At 53.9% G+C, this 12,811-nt stretch carries 26 protein-coding genes; 1 reads left to right on the forward strand and 25 read right to left on the reverse strand.

The genetic code is table 11. From position 1 onward, the window contains the following. Positions 1 to 9 precede the first annotated feature (9 nt). The 22 genes from secY to rpsJ all read right to left on the reverse strand — a co-directional run bounded on the left by secY (position 10) and on the right by rpsJ (position 10,522). Complete coding sequence (gene secY / locus FCN80_RS22195; RefSeq protein ID WP_136992525.1) at positions 10 to 1,341, reverse strand: preprotein translocase subunit SecY; 1,332 nt, start codon at positions 1,339 to 1,341, stop codon at positions 10 to 12. Positions 1,342 to 1,348: 7 nt separating this feature from the next. Beyond that, positions 1,349 to 1,783, reverse strand: coding sequence for a 50S ribosomal protein L15 (rplO, locus tag FCN80_RS22200; protein ID WP_136992526.1), 435 nt, complete (start codon positions 1,781 to 1,783; stop codon positions 1,349 to 1,351). A 3-nt stretch (positions 1,784 to 1,786) separates the two neighbouring features. Continuing rightward, the gene (rpmD, locus tag FCN80_RS22205) at positions 1,787 to 1,966 is read right to left on the reverse strand and encodes a 50S ribosomal protein L30 (RefSeq protein WP_136992527.1); all 180 of its coding nucleotides are present in this window, start codon (positions 1,964 to 1,966) and stop codon (positions 1,787 to 1,789) included. 6 nt (positions 1,967 to 1,972) lie between these two features. Then, positions 1,973 to 2,473, reverse strand: a complete 501-nt coding sequence (gene rpsE / locus FCN80_RS22210) for a 30S ribosomal protein S5 (protein ID WP_136992528.1) — start codon at positions 2,471 to 2,473, stop codon at positions 1,973 to 1,975. Positions 2,474 to 2,487: 14 nt separating this feature from the next. Beyond that, the gene (rplR, locus tag FCN80_RS22215) at positions 2,488 to 2,841 is read right to left on the reverse strand and encodes a 50S ribosomal protein L18 (protein ID WP_136992529.1); all 354 of its coding nucleotides are present in this window, start codon (positions 2,839 to 2,841) and stop codon (positions 2,488 to 2,490) included. Positions 2,842 to 2,850: 9 nt separating this feature from the next. Then, positions 2,851 to 3,384, reverse strand: a complete 534-nt coding sequence (gene rplF / locus FCN80_RS22220) for a 50S ribosomal protein L6 (RefSeq protein WP_136992530.1) — start codon at positions 3,382 to 3,384, stop codon at positions 2,851 to 2,853. Between the two features lie 13 nt (positions 3,385 to 3,397). Continuing rightward, entirely contained in the window at positions 3,398 to 3,790 is a 393-nt protein-coding gene (gene rpsH, locus FCN80_RS22225; RefSeq protein ID WP_136992531.1) for a 30S ribosomal protein S8, read from the reverse strand. Between the two features lie 33 nt (positions 3,791 to 3,823). Then, entirely contained in the window at positions 3,824 to 4,129 is a 306-nt protein-coding gene (gene rpsN, locus FCN80_RS22230) for a 30S ribosomal protein S14 (protein ID WP_136992532.1), read from the reverse strand. Positions 4,130 to 4,141: 12 nt separating this feature from the next. Continuing rightward, positions 4,142 to 4,681, reverse strand: a complete 540-nt coding sequence (rplE, locus tag FCN80_RS22235; protein ID WP_136992533.1) for a 50S ribosomal protein L5 — start codon at positions 4,679 to 4,681, stop codon at positions 4,142 to 4,144. 14 nt (positions 4,682 to 4,695) lie between these two features. After that, the gene (gene rplX / locus FCN80_RS22240) at positions 4,696 to 5,010 is read right to left on the reverse strand and encodes a 50S ribosomal protein L24 (RefSeq protein ID WP_136992534.1); all 315 of its coding nucleotides are present in this window, start codon (positions 5,008 to 5,010) and stop codon (positions 4,696 to 4,698) included. Positions 5,011 to 5,019: 9 nt separating this feature from the next. After that, a complete protein-coding gene (gene rplN, locus FCN80_RS22245; protein WP_136992535.1) occupies positions 5,020 to 5,391 on the reverse strand; it encodes a 50S ribosomal protein L14 in 372 nt (123 codons plus the stop codon). A gap of 168 nt (positions 5,392 to 5,559) precedes the next feature. After that, entirely contained in the window at positions 5,560 to 5,814 is a 255-nt protein-coding gene (gene rpsQ, locus FCN80_RS22250) for a 30S ribosomal protein S17 (RefSeq protein ID WP_136992536.1), read from the reverse strand. Further along, a complete protein-coding gene (gene rpmC, locus FCN80_RS22255) occupies positions 5,811 to 6,005 on the reverse strand; it encodes a 50S ribosomal protein L29 (RefSeq protein ID WP_136992537.1) in 195 nt (64 codons plus the stop codon). Before rpmC ends, rpsQ begins: the two co-directional genes overlap by 4 nt. Continuing rightward, complete coding sequence (rplP, locus tag FCN80_RS22260; protein WP_136992538.1) at positions 6,005 to 6,415, reverse strand: 50S ribosomal protein L16; 411 nt, start codon at positions 6,413 to 6,415, stop codon at positions 6,005 to 6,007. Before rplP ends, rpmC begins: the two co-directional genes overlap by 1 nt. Positions 6,416 to 6,427: 12 nt before the next feature. After that, on the reverse strand, positions 6,428 to 7,129 hold the full coding sequence (rpsC, locus tag FCN80_RS22265) for a 30S ribosomal protein S3 (protein ID WP_136992539.1): 702 nt from the start codon (positions 7,127 to 7,129) through the stop codon (positions 6,428 to 6,430). A 17-nt stretch (positions 7,130 to 7,146) separates the two neighbouring features. Then, a complete protein-coding gene (rplV, locus tag FCN80_RS22270; RefSeq protein ID WP_136992540.1) occupies positions 7,147 to 7,479 on the reverse strand; it encodes a 50S ribosomal protein L22 in 333 nt (110 codons plus the stop codon). 14 nt (positions 7,480 to 7,493) lie between these two features. Then, the gene (gene rpsS, locus FCN80_RS22275) at positions 7,494 to 7,772 is read right to left on the reverse strand and encodes a 30S ribosomal protein S19 (protein ID WP_136992541.1); all 279 of its coding nucleotides are present in this window, start codon (positions 7,770 to 7,772) and stop codon (positions 7,494 to 7,496) included. Between the two features lie 16 nt (positions 7,773 to 7,788). Continuing rightward, positions 7,789 to 8,610, reverse strand: coding sequence for a 50S ribosomal protein L2 (gene rplB / locus FCN80_RS22280; RefSeq protein ID WP_136992542.1), 822 nt, complete (start codon positions 8,608 to 8,610; stop codon positions 7,789 to 7,791). 17 nt (positions 8,611 to 8,627) lie between these two features. Further along, positions 8,628 to 8,930 carry a 50S ribosomal protein L23 gene (gene rplW, locus FCN80_RS22285; RefSeq protein ID WP_136992543.1) on the reverse strand — a complete coding sequence of 101 codons (303 nt, stop codon included), beginning with the start codon at positions 8,928 to 8,930 and terminating at the stop codon, positions 8,628 to 8,630. Further along, a complete protein-coding gene (gene rplD / locus FCN80_RS22290; RefSeq protein WP_136992544.1) occupies positions 8,927 to 9,532 on the reverse strand; it encodes a 50S ribosomal protein L4 in 606 nt (201 codons plus the stop codon). The genes rplW and rplD overlap by 4 nt, the downstream gene beginning before the upstream one ends. A 16-nt stretch (positions 9,533 to 9,548) precedes the next feature. Further along, positions 9,549 to 10,178, reverse strand: a complete 630-nt coding sequence (gene rplC / locus FCN80_RS22295) for a 50S ribosomal protein L3 (RefSeq protein ID WP_136992545.1) — start codon at positions 10,176 to 10,178, stop codon at positions 9,549 to 9,551. 32 nt (positions 10,179 to 10,210) lie between these two features. Beyond that, entirely contained in the window at positions 10,211 to 10,522 is a 312-nt protein-coding gene (rpsJ, locus tag FCN80_RS22300; RefSeq protein ID WP_001181005.1) for a 30S ribosomal protein S10, read from the reverse strand. Between the two features lie 412 nt (positions 10,523 to 10,934). On the opposite strand from rpsJ, the gene FCN80_RS22305 reads away from it, so the two are divergent. After that, a complete protein-coding gene (locus FCN80_RS22305) occupies positions 10,935 to 11,606 on the forward strand; it encodes a prepilin peptidase (RefSeq protein WP_136992546.1) in 672 nt (223 codons plus the stop codon). Between the two features lie 114 nt (positions 11,607 to 11,720). On the opposite strand, the gene bfr is transcribed toward FCN80_RS22305, so the two are convergent. The 3 genes from bfr to FCN80_RS22320 form a co-directional block, all read right to left on the reverse strand. After that, positions 11,721 to 12,206: a bacterioferritin gene (gene bfr, locus FCN80_RS22310; protein ID WP_136992547.1), complete on the reverse strand. Its 486-nt coding sequence runs from the start codon at positions 12,204 to 12,206 to the stop codon at positions 11,721 to 11,723. A 73-nt stretch (positions 12,207 to 12,279) separates the two neighbouring features. Next, a complete protein-coding gene (gene bfd, locus FCN80_RS27285) occupies positions 12,280 to 12,474 on the reverse strand; it encodes a bacterioferritin-associated ferredoxin (RefSeq protein WP_136992548.1) in 195 nt (64 codons plus the stop codon). 223 nt (positions 12,475 to 12,697) lie between these two features. Next, a partial coding sequence (locus tag FCN80_RS22320; RefSeq protein WP_170975494.1) for an EF-Tu C-terminal domain-related protein occupies positions 12,698 to 12,811 on the reverse strand: 114 nt, incomplete at its 5' end.

A 12,811-nucleotide genomic window follows, 5' to 3' on the forward strand; every position in this document is an offset into this window, starting at 1 on the left:
CAACCCGATTCAGCGGTTATAGCCTTTCAAGTTGGCCTTCTTCAAAGCGGACTCATATTGACTTGACATCATCAGAGTCTGCACTTGAGCCATAAAGTCCATGATGACCACAACAACGATCAACAAGGATGTCCCCCCGAAATAGAAGGGAACTTTCATCGCGTCACGCATGAACTCCGGGATAAGACAGATAAACGTAATATAGAGCGCGCCGACCAGCGTCAGGCGGGTCATTACTTTATCGATATACTTGGCCGTTTGCTCTCCCGGACGAATGCCTGGTACGAATGCACCGGACTTCTTCAGGTTATCCGCTGTTTCACGCGGGTTGAACACCAGCGCCGTGTAAAAGAAACAGAAGAATATGATTGCAGATGCATAGAGTAACACATAGAGCGGTTGACCCGGTTGCAAATACAGCGAAATCGCCGTTAACCAACCCCAGCCCGTCCCCCCCCCGAACCACGATGCGATAGTGGCCGGAAAGAGGATAATGCTGGAAGCGAAGATGGCCGGTATAACGCCGGACATATTCACCTTCAACGGCAAATGCGTACTCTGGGCCGCGTATACACGGCGGCCTTGCTGGCGTTTTGCGTAGTTGACGACGATCCGGCGTTGGCCACGTTCGACGAAAACCACGAAATACGTCACGGCAAATACGAGCGCCACAATCAACAACAACACGAGGAAGTGCATATCGCCTTGCCGAGCTTGCTCGATGGTATGGCCGATGGCCGGCGGAAGGCCCGCTACGATACCGGCGAAGATAATGATTGAGATACCGTTGCCGATACCCCGCTCGGTTATCTGTTCACCCAGCCACATCAGGAACATTGTCCCGGTAACCAGGCTTATCACGGCGGTAAAGTAAAAAGCGACCCCCGGATTGTACACCAGGCCCTGCATACCCGGCATATTCGGCAAACCGGTTGCAATACCGATCGATTGGAATATGCCAAGCACCAACGTGCCATAGCGGGTGTACTGGCTGATTTTACGGCGGCCAGCCTCACCCTCTTTTTTAATCTCCGCCAACGCCGGGTGAACGACCGTCAGCAACTGGATAATGATCGATGCCGAGATATACGGCATGATCCCCAGGGCAAAGATTGAGGCACGGCTGAGCGCACCACCAGAGAACATGTTGAACATTTCAATGATGGTGCCTCTTTGCTGCTCGAGCAATTTAGCAAGCACAGCGGCATCGATACCAGGAATCGGAATAAAAGAGCCGATACGGAAGACAATCAGAGCGCCGACCACAAACAGAAGCCTGCGTCTTAACTCGCCTATCCCGCCTTTAGCGCTTTGAAAATCTAATCCTGGTTGTTTGGCCATCTGCTACTTATTCCTCAATTTTACCGCCGGCGGCTTCGATTGCTGCCCGGGCGCCTTTGGTGACGCGCAGGCCGCGCAAAGTAACAGCGCGAGTGATTTCGCCGGAAAGCATGACTTTCGCGGATTCAATCTGGATGCCGATGAGGTTGGCAGCCTTCAACGCGTTCAGATCGATAACCTCGCCTTCCACCTTGGCCAGCTCGGACAGGCGGATTTCCGCCGTTACCGCGGCTTTGCGCGAAGTGAAGCCGAACTTCGGCAAGCGGCGATACAACGGCATCTGGCCGCCTTCGAAACCGCGGCGCACGCCGCCGCCCGAACGGGATTTCTGACCTTTGACACCGCGTCCGCCGGTTTTACCCAGACCGGAACCGATGCCGCGGCCGACGCGTTTAGGCGCGTGCTTGGAACCTTCAGCCGGAGACAGAGTATTCAAGCGCATCTCTTACTCCTCAACTTTGACCATGTAGGAAACCAAATTGACCATACCGCGAACGGCGGGGGTATCCTCGCGTTCAACGGTGTGACCAATACGACGCAGGCCCAGGCCGGTCAAAGTTGCCTTGTGTTTCGGCAGACGACCGATGGAACTGCGAGTCTGAGTGATTTTGATAGTCTGTGCCATGGTCGTTTACCCCAGAATTTCTTCGACGGATTTACCACGCTTGGCAGCGACCATTTCAGGAGACTTCATGTTGGACAAAGCATCGATGGTAGCACGAACCACATTGATCGGGTTGGTGGAACCGTAGGCTTTCGCCAACACGTTGTGAACCCCTGCGACTTCCAAAACGGCGCGCATTGCACCGCCGGCGATAATACCGGTACCTTCGGAAGCCGGCTGCATAAACACACGGGACCCCGTATGCGCGCCCTTGATGGGGTGCTGCAGGGTGCCGCTGTTCAGCGCGACATTCAACATATTGCGACGGGCTTTTTCCATCGCTTTCTGGATCGCTGCCGGAACTTCGCGAGCTTTACCGTAACCAAAACCCACGCGGCCGTTACCATCGCCGACGACGGTCAGCGCGGTGAAACTGAAGATACGGCCGCCTTTCACGGTCTTGGATACGCGATTTACCGCGATCAGCTTTTCCTGCAGTTCGCCAGCTTGTTTTTCGATGTGTGCCATCTTACACCTCTACCTTAGAACTGAAGGCCAGCTTCACGGGCAGCGTCTGCCAGTGCCTGGACACGACCATGATACTGGAACCCGGAACGGTCAAAGGCCACAGCGGTGATGCCTTTTTCCAGCGCCCGTTCAGCGATGGCTTTGCCAATGGCCGACGCGGCGTCTTTGTTGCCGGTGTACTTTAACTGCTCGGCGATGGATTTCTCCACCGTGGAAGCGGCCACCAGAACCTCGGCGCCGTTCGGAGCGATTACCTGCGCGTAAATATGGCGCGGGGTACGATGAATCACCAGGCGGGTAGCGCCCAGTTCATGTAGCTTGCGGCGTGCGCGGGTCGCACGACGGATACGAGCTGCTTTCTTATCCATAGTGTTACCTTACTTCTTCTTAGCCTCTTTGGTACGCACGACTTCGTCGGCGTAACGGACACCCTTGCCTTTGTAAGGCTCAGGACGACGATAGGCGCGTAAATCAGCCGCGACCTGTCCAACCACCTGTTTATCAGCGCCTTTAAGCACGATTTCGGTCTGGCTCGGACACTCAGCGGTGATGCCTGCCGGCAAAACATGGTCAATGGGGTGAGAATAGCCCAGGGCCATATTCACGACATTTCCCTTCACCGCGGCACGATAACCTACGCCTACCAGCTGCAGCTTCTTGGTGAAGCCTTCGGTAACACCGACAACCATCGACTGCAACAATGCACGGGTGGTCCCCGCCAGAGCCCAACCGTTGGCTTCGCCTTCGCGGGGCAAAAAGGTCAGGTTGTTATCTGCATAGTTGACATGAACAGCGTCGTGGACGGTACGACTCAGCTCGCCGTTTTTACCTTTGATCGAAATTTCCTGACCGTTGAGTTTTACCTCTACGCCGGCAGGAACGACGACATGTGCTTTTGCAACACGAGACATGTTTTCCTCCGGATTACGCTACGTAGCAGATAATCTCGCCACCCAGGCCAGCCTGGCGGGCAGCACGATCAGACATGATACCTTTGGAGGTGGAAACCACCGCGATACCCAGACCGGCCATGACTTTCGGCAGCGCGTCTTTTTTCTTGTAGATACGCAAACCGGGGCGGCTGATACGCTCAATGATTTCTACCACCGGCTTGCCCTGGAAATACTTCAGCGCCAGTTCAAGCGTCGGTTTGGCATCACCTTCAACTTTATAGTCTTCAATAAAGCCTTCTTCTTTCAGCAAATGGGCGATTGCCACTTTAAGCTTGGAGGAAGGCATGGAGACCGCGGTCTTGTTCGCGGTTTGACCGTTGCGGATACGGGTCAGCATATCCGCGATCGGATCTTGCATGCTCATCTGTCTTTACTCCCGTGATTCAATTGGTGACAATTACCAGCTAGCCTTTCTCAGACCCGGAATTTCACCGCGCATGGCGGCTTCACGGACCTTGATACGGCTCAACCCGAATTTCCGCAGGAAAGCATGCGGACGACCGGTTTGACGGCAGCGGTTACGCTGACGGGACGGGCTGGAATCACGCGGCAGAGTCTGCAGCTTGAGAACCGCATCCCAACGTTCTTCGTCGGTAGAATTCACGCTTGAGATGACGGATTTAAGTTCAGCGCGTTTCGCGTAGAATTTATTAGCTAAATCAACACGCTTGACTTCACGTGCTTTCATGGATTGCTTAGCCATTAGAACCCTGCCTTACTTACGGAATGGGAAGTTGAAGGCGTCCAGAAGCGCGCGGCCTTCATCATCGGACTTCGCAGAGGTGGTAATGGTGATATCCAAACCACGAACGCGATCGACTTTATCGTAATCGATTTCCGGAAAGATGATCTGCTCACGCACACCCATGCTGTAGTTGCCGCGCCCGTCAAATGACTTGGTGGGCAAGCCGCGGAAGTCGCGGATACGCGGTACAGCGATAGAGATCAGGCGCTCAAAGAATTCCCACATGCGCTCGCCACGCAGGGTCACTTTACAGCCGATCGGATAGCCCTGACGGATTTTGAAGCCTGCAACGGATTTGCGTGCTTTGGTGATAAGCGGTTTTTGACCGGAAATTGCCGCTAAATCGTTGGCAGCATTATCCAGCAATTTCTTATCGGCAATCGCTTCACCGACACCCATGTTCAGGGTGATCTTCTCGACCCGAGGGACTTGCATGACAGAATGATAGCCGAATTCTTTCATTAACTTTCCGACTACTTCGTCTTTGTAGTAATCATGCAGTTTCGCCATCGTACTACTCCAAATTACTTAATGATTTCGCCGTTGGATTTGAAGATACGGACTTTTTTGCCGTCTTCAATCTTAAAGCCCACACGGTCCGCCTTGTTGGCCGCACTGTTGAAGATAGCAAGGTTGGAAAGCTGGATAGCCGCTTCCTTTTCAACGATGCCGCCCGGCTGGTTCATGGCCGGTACTGGTTTTTGATGCTTCTTGACCAGATTGATGCCTTCAACGATTGCCTTGCCAGAGGACAGGACATTTTTTACCTTACCGCGCTTACCTTTGTCTTTACCGGTCAGCACGATAACTTCGTCATCACGACGGATTTTCGCTGCCATGATCGCTCCTTAAAGTACTTCTGGCGCCAAAGAGATGATTTTCATGAACTTTTCGGTACGCAGTTCACGAGTCACCGGCCCAAAAATACGCGTGCCGATGGGCTGCTCGCTGTTGTTGTTCAACAACACGCAGGCATTGCCATCGAAGCGAACGACAGAACCGTCAGGACGACGGACGCCTTTCTTGGTGCGCACCACTACCGCCTTCAGCACATCACCTTTTTTCACCTTGCCACGGGGAATCGCTTCCTTGATGGTAATTTTGATGATGTCGCCGACGCTTGCGTAGCGACGGTGCGAGCCACCTAGAACCTTGATACACATTACGCTACGCGCGCCGGAGTTGTCGGCCACGTCCAGCATAGTCTGTTCTTGGATCATCTTAGTGCTCCGCTAATGTCAACTACAACTTAAGGACCTGGTTTCAGGTCGTTAAAAAAACCCCATAATACAGGGCGCAGTATTATAACACCGCGTATGTCGTATGGGTAGAAAAAATAAACGGCTCGTGCATTGAGCCGTTTATTGGAGTTGAGGGCGCTTACTGTATTACAGAATCGCTTTCTCTACAACGCGGACAAGCGTCCACGACTTGGTCTTGGAGATCGGGCGGCATTCCCGAATTTCCACGATATCGCCGATGGCGCTTTCATTGCTCTCGTCGTGTACGTGCAACTTGGTCGTACGCTTGATGAACTTGCCGTAGATCGGGTGTTTCACGAAACGCTCAATGGCAACGACGATGGATTTTTCCATCTTGTCGCTGACTACACGACCTTGCAGAGTACGGATCTTGTCGGTCATTTCGCACCCGCCTTCTCAGTCAATACAGTTTTTACTCGCGCGACATTGCGACGGACTTGCAACAACAGATGAGTCTGTTGCAATTGGCCGCTTGACGCCTGCATCCGCAGATTGAACTGCTCGCGCAACAGGTTCAGCAGCTCGGCGTTCAATTCTTCAACGCTTTTTTCACGCAGCTCTTGTGCTTTCATTACATCACCGTCTTAGTTACAAAGGTGGTTTTGATCGGCAGTTTCGCTGCTGCCAGCTGAAATGCTTCGCGGGCAACTTCTTCCGGAACACCATCCATTTCATACAGGACTTTGCCCGGCTGAATCAGGGCAACCCAATATTCAACGTTACCTTTACCTTTACCCATACGCACTTCCAGGGGTTTTTCGGTAATGGGCTTGTCTGGGAAAATACGAATCCAGATTTTACCCTGACGCTTAACGGCACGCGTCATGGCGCGGCGCGCAGCTTCGATTTGACGGGCGGTCAGACGACCACGGCCGACAGCTTTCAGACCGAAAGTACCGAAGCTGACATCCGTACCCGCCGCCAGGCCGCGGTTACGGCCTTTATGCATCTTGCGGAATTTTGTACGCTTTGGTTGTAACATCAGCGACTCTCCTTACTTGCGGCCTTTACGCTGCTGCTTTTTAGGTTGCGCAGCCGGTTTTTCCGGTTGTTCAACGGCAGCCATACCACCCAGAATCTCACCTTTGAAGATCCACACTTTTACGCCGATGACACCATAAGTGGTGTGCGCTTCGGAGATGTTGTAGTCAATGTCCGCCCGCAGGGTGTGCAACGGCACGCGACCTTCGCGATACCATTCGGTACGGGCGATTTCAGCACCGCCCAGACGGCCGCTGACTTCAACTTTGATCCCCTTGGCGCCCAGACGCATGGCGTTTTGCACGGCGCGTTTCATGGCGCGGCGGAACATCACGCGACGCTCCAGCTGCGAAGAAATGCTGTCGGCCACCAGTTTCGCGTCCAGTTCCGGTTTCCGGATTTCGGCGATATTGATTTGCGCCGGTACGCCGGCGATATCCGCCACGACCTTACGCAGTTTTTCCACGTCTTCGCCTTTCTTGCCGATCACGATGCCCGGACGAGCGGTGTGAATGGTCACACGGATGCTTTTCGCCGGACGCTCAATGACGATGCGAGAAACGGAAGCCTTGGCCAGTTCCTTGGTCAGGAATTGGCGAACTTTAAAATCGCTGTCCAGGTTGTCAGCGAATTCTTTCGTATTCGCGTACCAGGTAGAGTTCCAAGGTTTGACAATACCCAGGCGAATACCATTAGGATGTACTTTCTGACCCATTGCTAGTCTCCAGAGTCTCAGCGATCGGACACAACCACAGTAATGTGGCTGGTGCGCTTCAGGATGCGATCCGCCCGACCTTTGGCACGCGGCATAATGCGCTTCATGCTGGGGCCCGCGTCGACGAAAATTTTCGCGACTTTCAGATCATCGATATCTGCGCCATCGTTGTGTTCAGCGTTAGCAATGGCAGACTCCAGGACCTTTTTGACCAAACCAGCGGCTTTCTTGTTGGTATAGGTCAGAATATCCAGAGCTTGCGACACCTTCTTACCGCGAATCAGGTCAGCCACCAGGCGAACCTTCTGAGCAGAAGAACGAGCGTGGCGATGTTGAGCAGTAGTTTCCATCTCTTCCTCCTACCTTAGCGCTTCTTGGCCTTTTTATCGGCCGCATGGCCGCGATAAGTCCGCGTCGGCGCAAATTCACCCAGTTTGTGACCGACCATTTCATCGGAAACAAACACCGGTACGTGCTGACGACCATTATGGACAGCGATGGTCAAACCGATCATTGTTGGAAAGATCGTTGAACGACGGGACCAAGTGCGAATAGGCTTCTTGTCACCGCTTTCCACCGCTTTCTCTACCTTCTTCAGCAAGTGCAGGTCGATAAACGGACCTTTCTTGAGAGAACGTGGCATGGTTTATCCTCTATGATTATTTACTACGGCGACGTACGATGAATTTATCGGTACGCTTATTACTGCGAGTCTTCTTACCTTTGGTTTGCAGGCCCCAGGGGCTGACCGGATGCTTACCAAAGTTGCGGCCTTCACCACCACCGTGCGGGTGATCCACCGGGTTCATCGCCGTACCGCGAACGGTCGGACGGACACCGCGCCAACGGGTGGCGCCGGCTTTACCCAGGACGCGCAGCATGTGTTCAGCGTTACCCACTTCACCAATGGTCGCGCGGCACTCAGACTCGATTTTGCGCATTTCGCCGGAGCGAAGACGCAGCGTGACATACGCGCCGTCACGAGCGACAATCTGTACATAAGCGCCAGCGGAACGCGCCAACTGGCCGCCCTTACCCGGTTTCATTTCCACATTGTGAACCGTGGAGCCCACCGGGATGTTACGCATCGGCAACGTATTGCCGACCTTGATGGCCGCGTCGATGCCGGACTGGATCTGATCGCCCGCCTTAAGACCCTTCGGCGCCAGCACATAGCGGCGTTCGCCGTCTTTGTACAGCACCAGCGCGATATTGGCGGAACGGTTCGGATCATATTCCAGACGTTCAACAGTGGCCGGAATGCCATCCTTGTTGCGCTTGAAGTCGACGAGACGATAAGCCTGCTTGTGACCGCCGCCGATATGGCGCGTGGTAATACGGCCGTTGTTGTTGCGTCCACCGGTTTTGGAGAGTTTTTCAACCAGCGGGCCGAAAGGCTTACCCTTGTGCAGTTCAGGGTTGACCACTTTAACGACGTGACGACGACCCGGCGATGTCGGTTTACATTTAACAATTGCCATTGTTCTTCTCCTCCGACTTACTCTGCGCCGCCGATGAAGTCCATGTTCTGGCCTTCTTTCAGGGTCACGTAAGCTTTTTTCCAGTCGCTGCGACGACCGATACGTTGTCCGTGACGTTTCACTTTCCCTTTAACGACCAGGGTGCGAACATCAGTGACTTCGACTTCAAACAGTTTATGCACGGCAGCCTTGATTTCCGCCTTGGTCGCTGCCAAAGCAACCTTGAGTACGATGGTGTGGTGTTTTTCCATCGCAGCGGACGCTTTTTCAGAAACGTGCGGCGCGCGCAATACTTTCAGCAGACGTTCTTCACGAATCATGCCAGCATCTCCTCAACTTGCTTGACGGCATCGGCCGTCATCACGACTTTGTCGAAGGCGATCAGGCTGACCGGATCGATGCCTGCGGCATCGCGGACATCAACCTTGTACAGGTTGCGCGCGGCCAGGAACAGGTTTTCATCGAGTTCTCCGGTGACGATCAGCACGTCTTCCAGCGCCATGTCCTTCAACTTCTGGGCCAGCAGCTTGGTTTTCGGCGCTTCAACGGAAAACGCTTCGACAACGATCAGACGTTCTTGGCGAACCAGCTCGGACAGGATGCTTTTCAGCGCCCCGCGATACATTTTTTTGTTCACCTTCTGGCTATGGTCCTGCGGCTTGGCGGCGAAGGTGACGCCGCCGGAACGCCAGATCGGGCTTTTGATGCTACCGGAGCGGGCGCGGCCGGTGCCTTTCTGCCGCCACGGTTTTTTACCGGAACCAGTCACTTCGGCACGGGTCTTCTGAGCGCGGGTTCCCTGACGGGCACCTGCCGCGTAAGCGACGACGACCTGGTGTACCAGCGCTTCATTGAAGTCACGCCCGAAGGTAGTTTCGGAAACAGTCAGCGCGCTTTGCGCGTCTTTCAATACCAATTCCATTCCTATCTCCTCGACGTTACGCCTTGACAGCCGGTTTGACGATCAGATCGCCGCCGGTGGCTCCCGGGACGGCGCCTTTGACCAGCAGCAGATTGCGCTCGACGTCAACACGCACTACATCCAGGCTCTGAACGGTAACGCGTTCATTGCCAAGCTGCCCCGCCATCTTTTTACCCTTGAATACTTTGCCCGGAGTCTGGTTCTGACCGATGGAGCCATGGCCGCGATGGGACAAAGAGTTGCCGTGGGTAGCGTCTTGGGTGCGGAAATTCCAGCGCTTGGTGGTGCCTGCGTAGCCTTTGCCTTTGGACGTGCCGGTAACGTCGACTTTCTTGACGTCGGCGAACAACTCAACGGTCACGCTTTGGCCGACGGCGACTTCCTCGCCCTCTTCAATGCGGAATTCCCACAGACCGCGGCCCGCTTCGACACCCGCCTTCGCGAAATGTCCGGCTTCGGGCTTGGTCACGCGATTGACTTTTTTGGTGCCGGTGGTGACCTGAATGGCGCGGTATCCGTCGCTATCCAGATCCTTGACCTGGGTAACACGGTTTGCTTCAACTTCAATAACGGTTACCGGGATGGAAACGCCGTCTTCAGTGAAGATGCGAGTCATGCCCACTTTACGACCGATTAAACCCTTCATTGTTTCAACCTCTCAATCGTTTGGCGACCTGATTAACCCAGGCTGATCTGCACATCAACACCGGCAGCCAGATCCAGACGCATCAGAGCATCAACGGTTTTTTCGGTTGGCTCAACGATGTCGACCAGACGCTTATGAGTACGAATCTCGTACTGATCGCGCGCGTCTTTATTGACGTGGGGGGAGATCAGTACGGTAAAGCGCTCTTTACGGGTCGGCAGCGGGATCGGACCGCGTACCTGAGCACCGGTACGTTTAGCAGTCTCGACGATTTCCGCGGTTGATTGATCGATCAAACGATGATCAAACGCTTTCAAACGGATACGGATTCTTTGGTTCTGCATGAGACCAGAGCTCCAATGATTTATAAACGTAAAAAATTACTCCTCGCACCCATTTCGATTGACGGGGGAGTGTAATCGTTCAGTGTTATCCCCAAATCGGGGATGTTGTCTGCGGGGGGCACATTTCTGTGTTTCCGCGCGCGCCGCCAGATACCCGGGTTACCCCGGAATCACGGACCAGACGGCACACGAAGCCCGCGCAAGCTCAATTTATCGTAATACCTTGAGCCGGCTTATTTCCTACTTATAAGAGATAAGCCCGCGCATTATACGCAAATTCGCTCAGGAAGCAAGCGGCATGTGTCTATAAGCGAAGCCGATTCCCCTTTCCGGCAAAGAATTTGGCGGTAATGCCGTTTCCCGGCATGCTTATCTTTCGCCGCCGCGTTGCGATGTGGGGAAAGGAGGTCCGGTGACTTTTTCGGTGATTGAAGCCCTATTGAATGCCTGTTTCATGTTGTACGGTCTATTGATGGGCCATCTAAGCCGGCGCATTCTGGCGGCAATGCCGGTCGAATCCGCCGTAAGCGGACCGCAACCGCTGTTTCGGTCGCCGGCGGGAGGCATTCGGACGGTTCCACGGGTTTATGACTGTGAGATAAGCTGTGCGCTGCTGTTTTTACCGATCCCGTCGTTCATCGACGGGCTACCGCCCTGCCAGTGGCCCGCCGCCCTGCTGTTGGGCTGGTTCCTGAGTACGCTTAGTTGGATTGACTATCATCTATTGCTGTTGCCCGATAAGCTGACCGGCCCATGCCTGTTATGCGGACTGGCGTTTCGTCTTCCGGATGGCGTACCGGCGGTGACGGAGGGAATGATCGGGGCGGCGGCCGGCGGCGCGGTTATGGCTCTATTGAATGCCGGGTTTCTCCGCTGGCGCGGCTACCGGGGAATGGGCGGAGGCGACGGCAAATTGCTGGCGGCCCTGGGCGCCTGGCTGGGTTGGCGGCCCCTGTCGCTGGTCTGCTGCGAAGCGGCGTTGTTCGGCCTGGCCGTCTATGCGCTAGCCGGCCGAACCCACGGCAAAATCCCTTTCGGTCCCTGCCTGGCGCTGGCCGGTTGGCTGGAATACATCAGTTCGTAGCGCGGCGTTGACGAACTGATGGAATCAAAAGCGCTACGCCCATGGGGCATTTTACGTTATGCGGGACAAGGCGCAAGCGTTGGCGAACTGGCGAGATCCATGACGGGACGGCGATTACTCCCCGTTTCCGTCATCCTTGATCTGCGATTGCAGATAGTTTTGGATGCCGATACGGGTAATCAGATCCAGTTCGGTTTCGAGAAAATCGATATGCTCTTCCTCGTCCGTCAAAATTTCGATAAGCATATCGCGGGTGACATAATCATGAACCGAATCGGCATAAGCAATACCGTCGCGCAGGTCCTGCGCGCCCTGCAATTCCAAGTTCAGATCAGAGCGTAACATTTCATCCACATCCTGGCCGATGTTCAGCGCGCCGAGATCCTGAAGATTGGGCAAACCTTCGAGGAAGAGTATACGCTCGATATAATGGTCGGCGTGTTTCATTTCATCGATGGATTCGTGGTATTCGATATCGTTAAGACGCATCAAGCCCCAGTTTTTGAACATCCGGGCATGCAGGAAATACTGATTGATGGCAACCAGCTCGTTACCGAGCAGTTTATTGAGATGGTTGATTACTTGGGCATCACCTTTCATAGCACAGTCCTCCATTGCGGTTATGTACAGAATATAACCGGAACAGAGTAAATCAAGGCAATAACCCTACTAATTAAGCAATTTTTTCATAATGCAAAAGGGATTGCAGTTCGTCCTCCATGATAACGCTGACTTTACAAAGACATTTGCCGCATTTGGTGCCAACCGGAACAACCTTTTTCAGATCCTGGATGGACACGGGCTGATAGCGTCTTACCGCACTCCGAATGGTCTGATCGCTCACGGCATTACATATGCAGATGTACATTATCTCGCTTCTCTGAACACGTCTAAACCAATTGCGGTCAATCTAAATGAGAACGCTTGTCATTACAATAGGTGAATCAAGATTATTTTGTAAAGTCCTGCCTTTTTATCAGGTTAGTTTTTACGCGTCGGGAGGTAAAAAAAACCCTTTGACCGGATAGCATGACAAACCCCAATAAAAAGGGCGCCGGAGCGCCCTTTTTTTTACCCTGTCAGGGGAAAACTTAGGAAAGAACCTTGGCAACCACGCCGGCGCCGACCGTACGGCCGCCTTCACGGATAGCGAAACGCAAGCCGTCATCCATCGCAATCGGCGCGATCAGATTGACTTTCATCTT

Source organism: Martelella alba, assembly GCF_005217455.1.
Classification (GTDB): domain Bacteria; phylum Pseudomonadota; class Gammaproteobacteria; order Enterobacterales; family Enterobacteriaceae; genus Acerihabitans.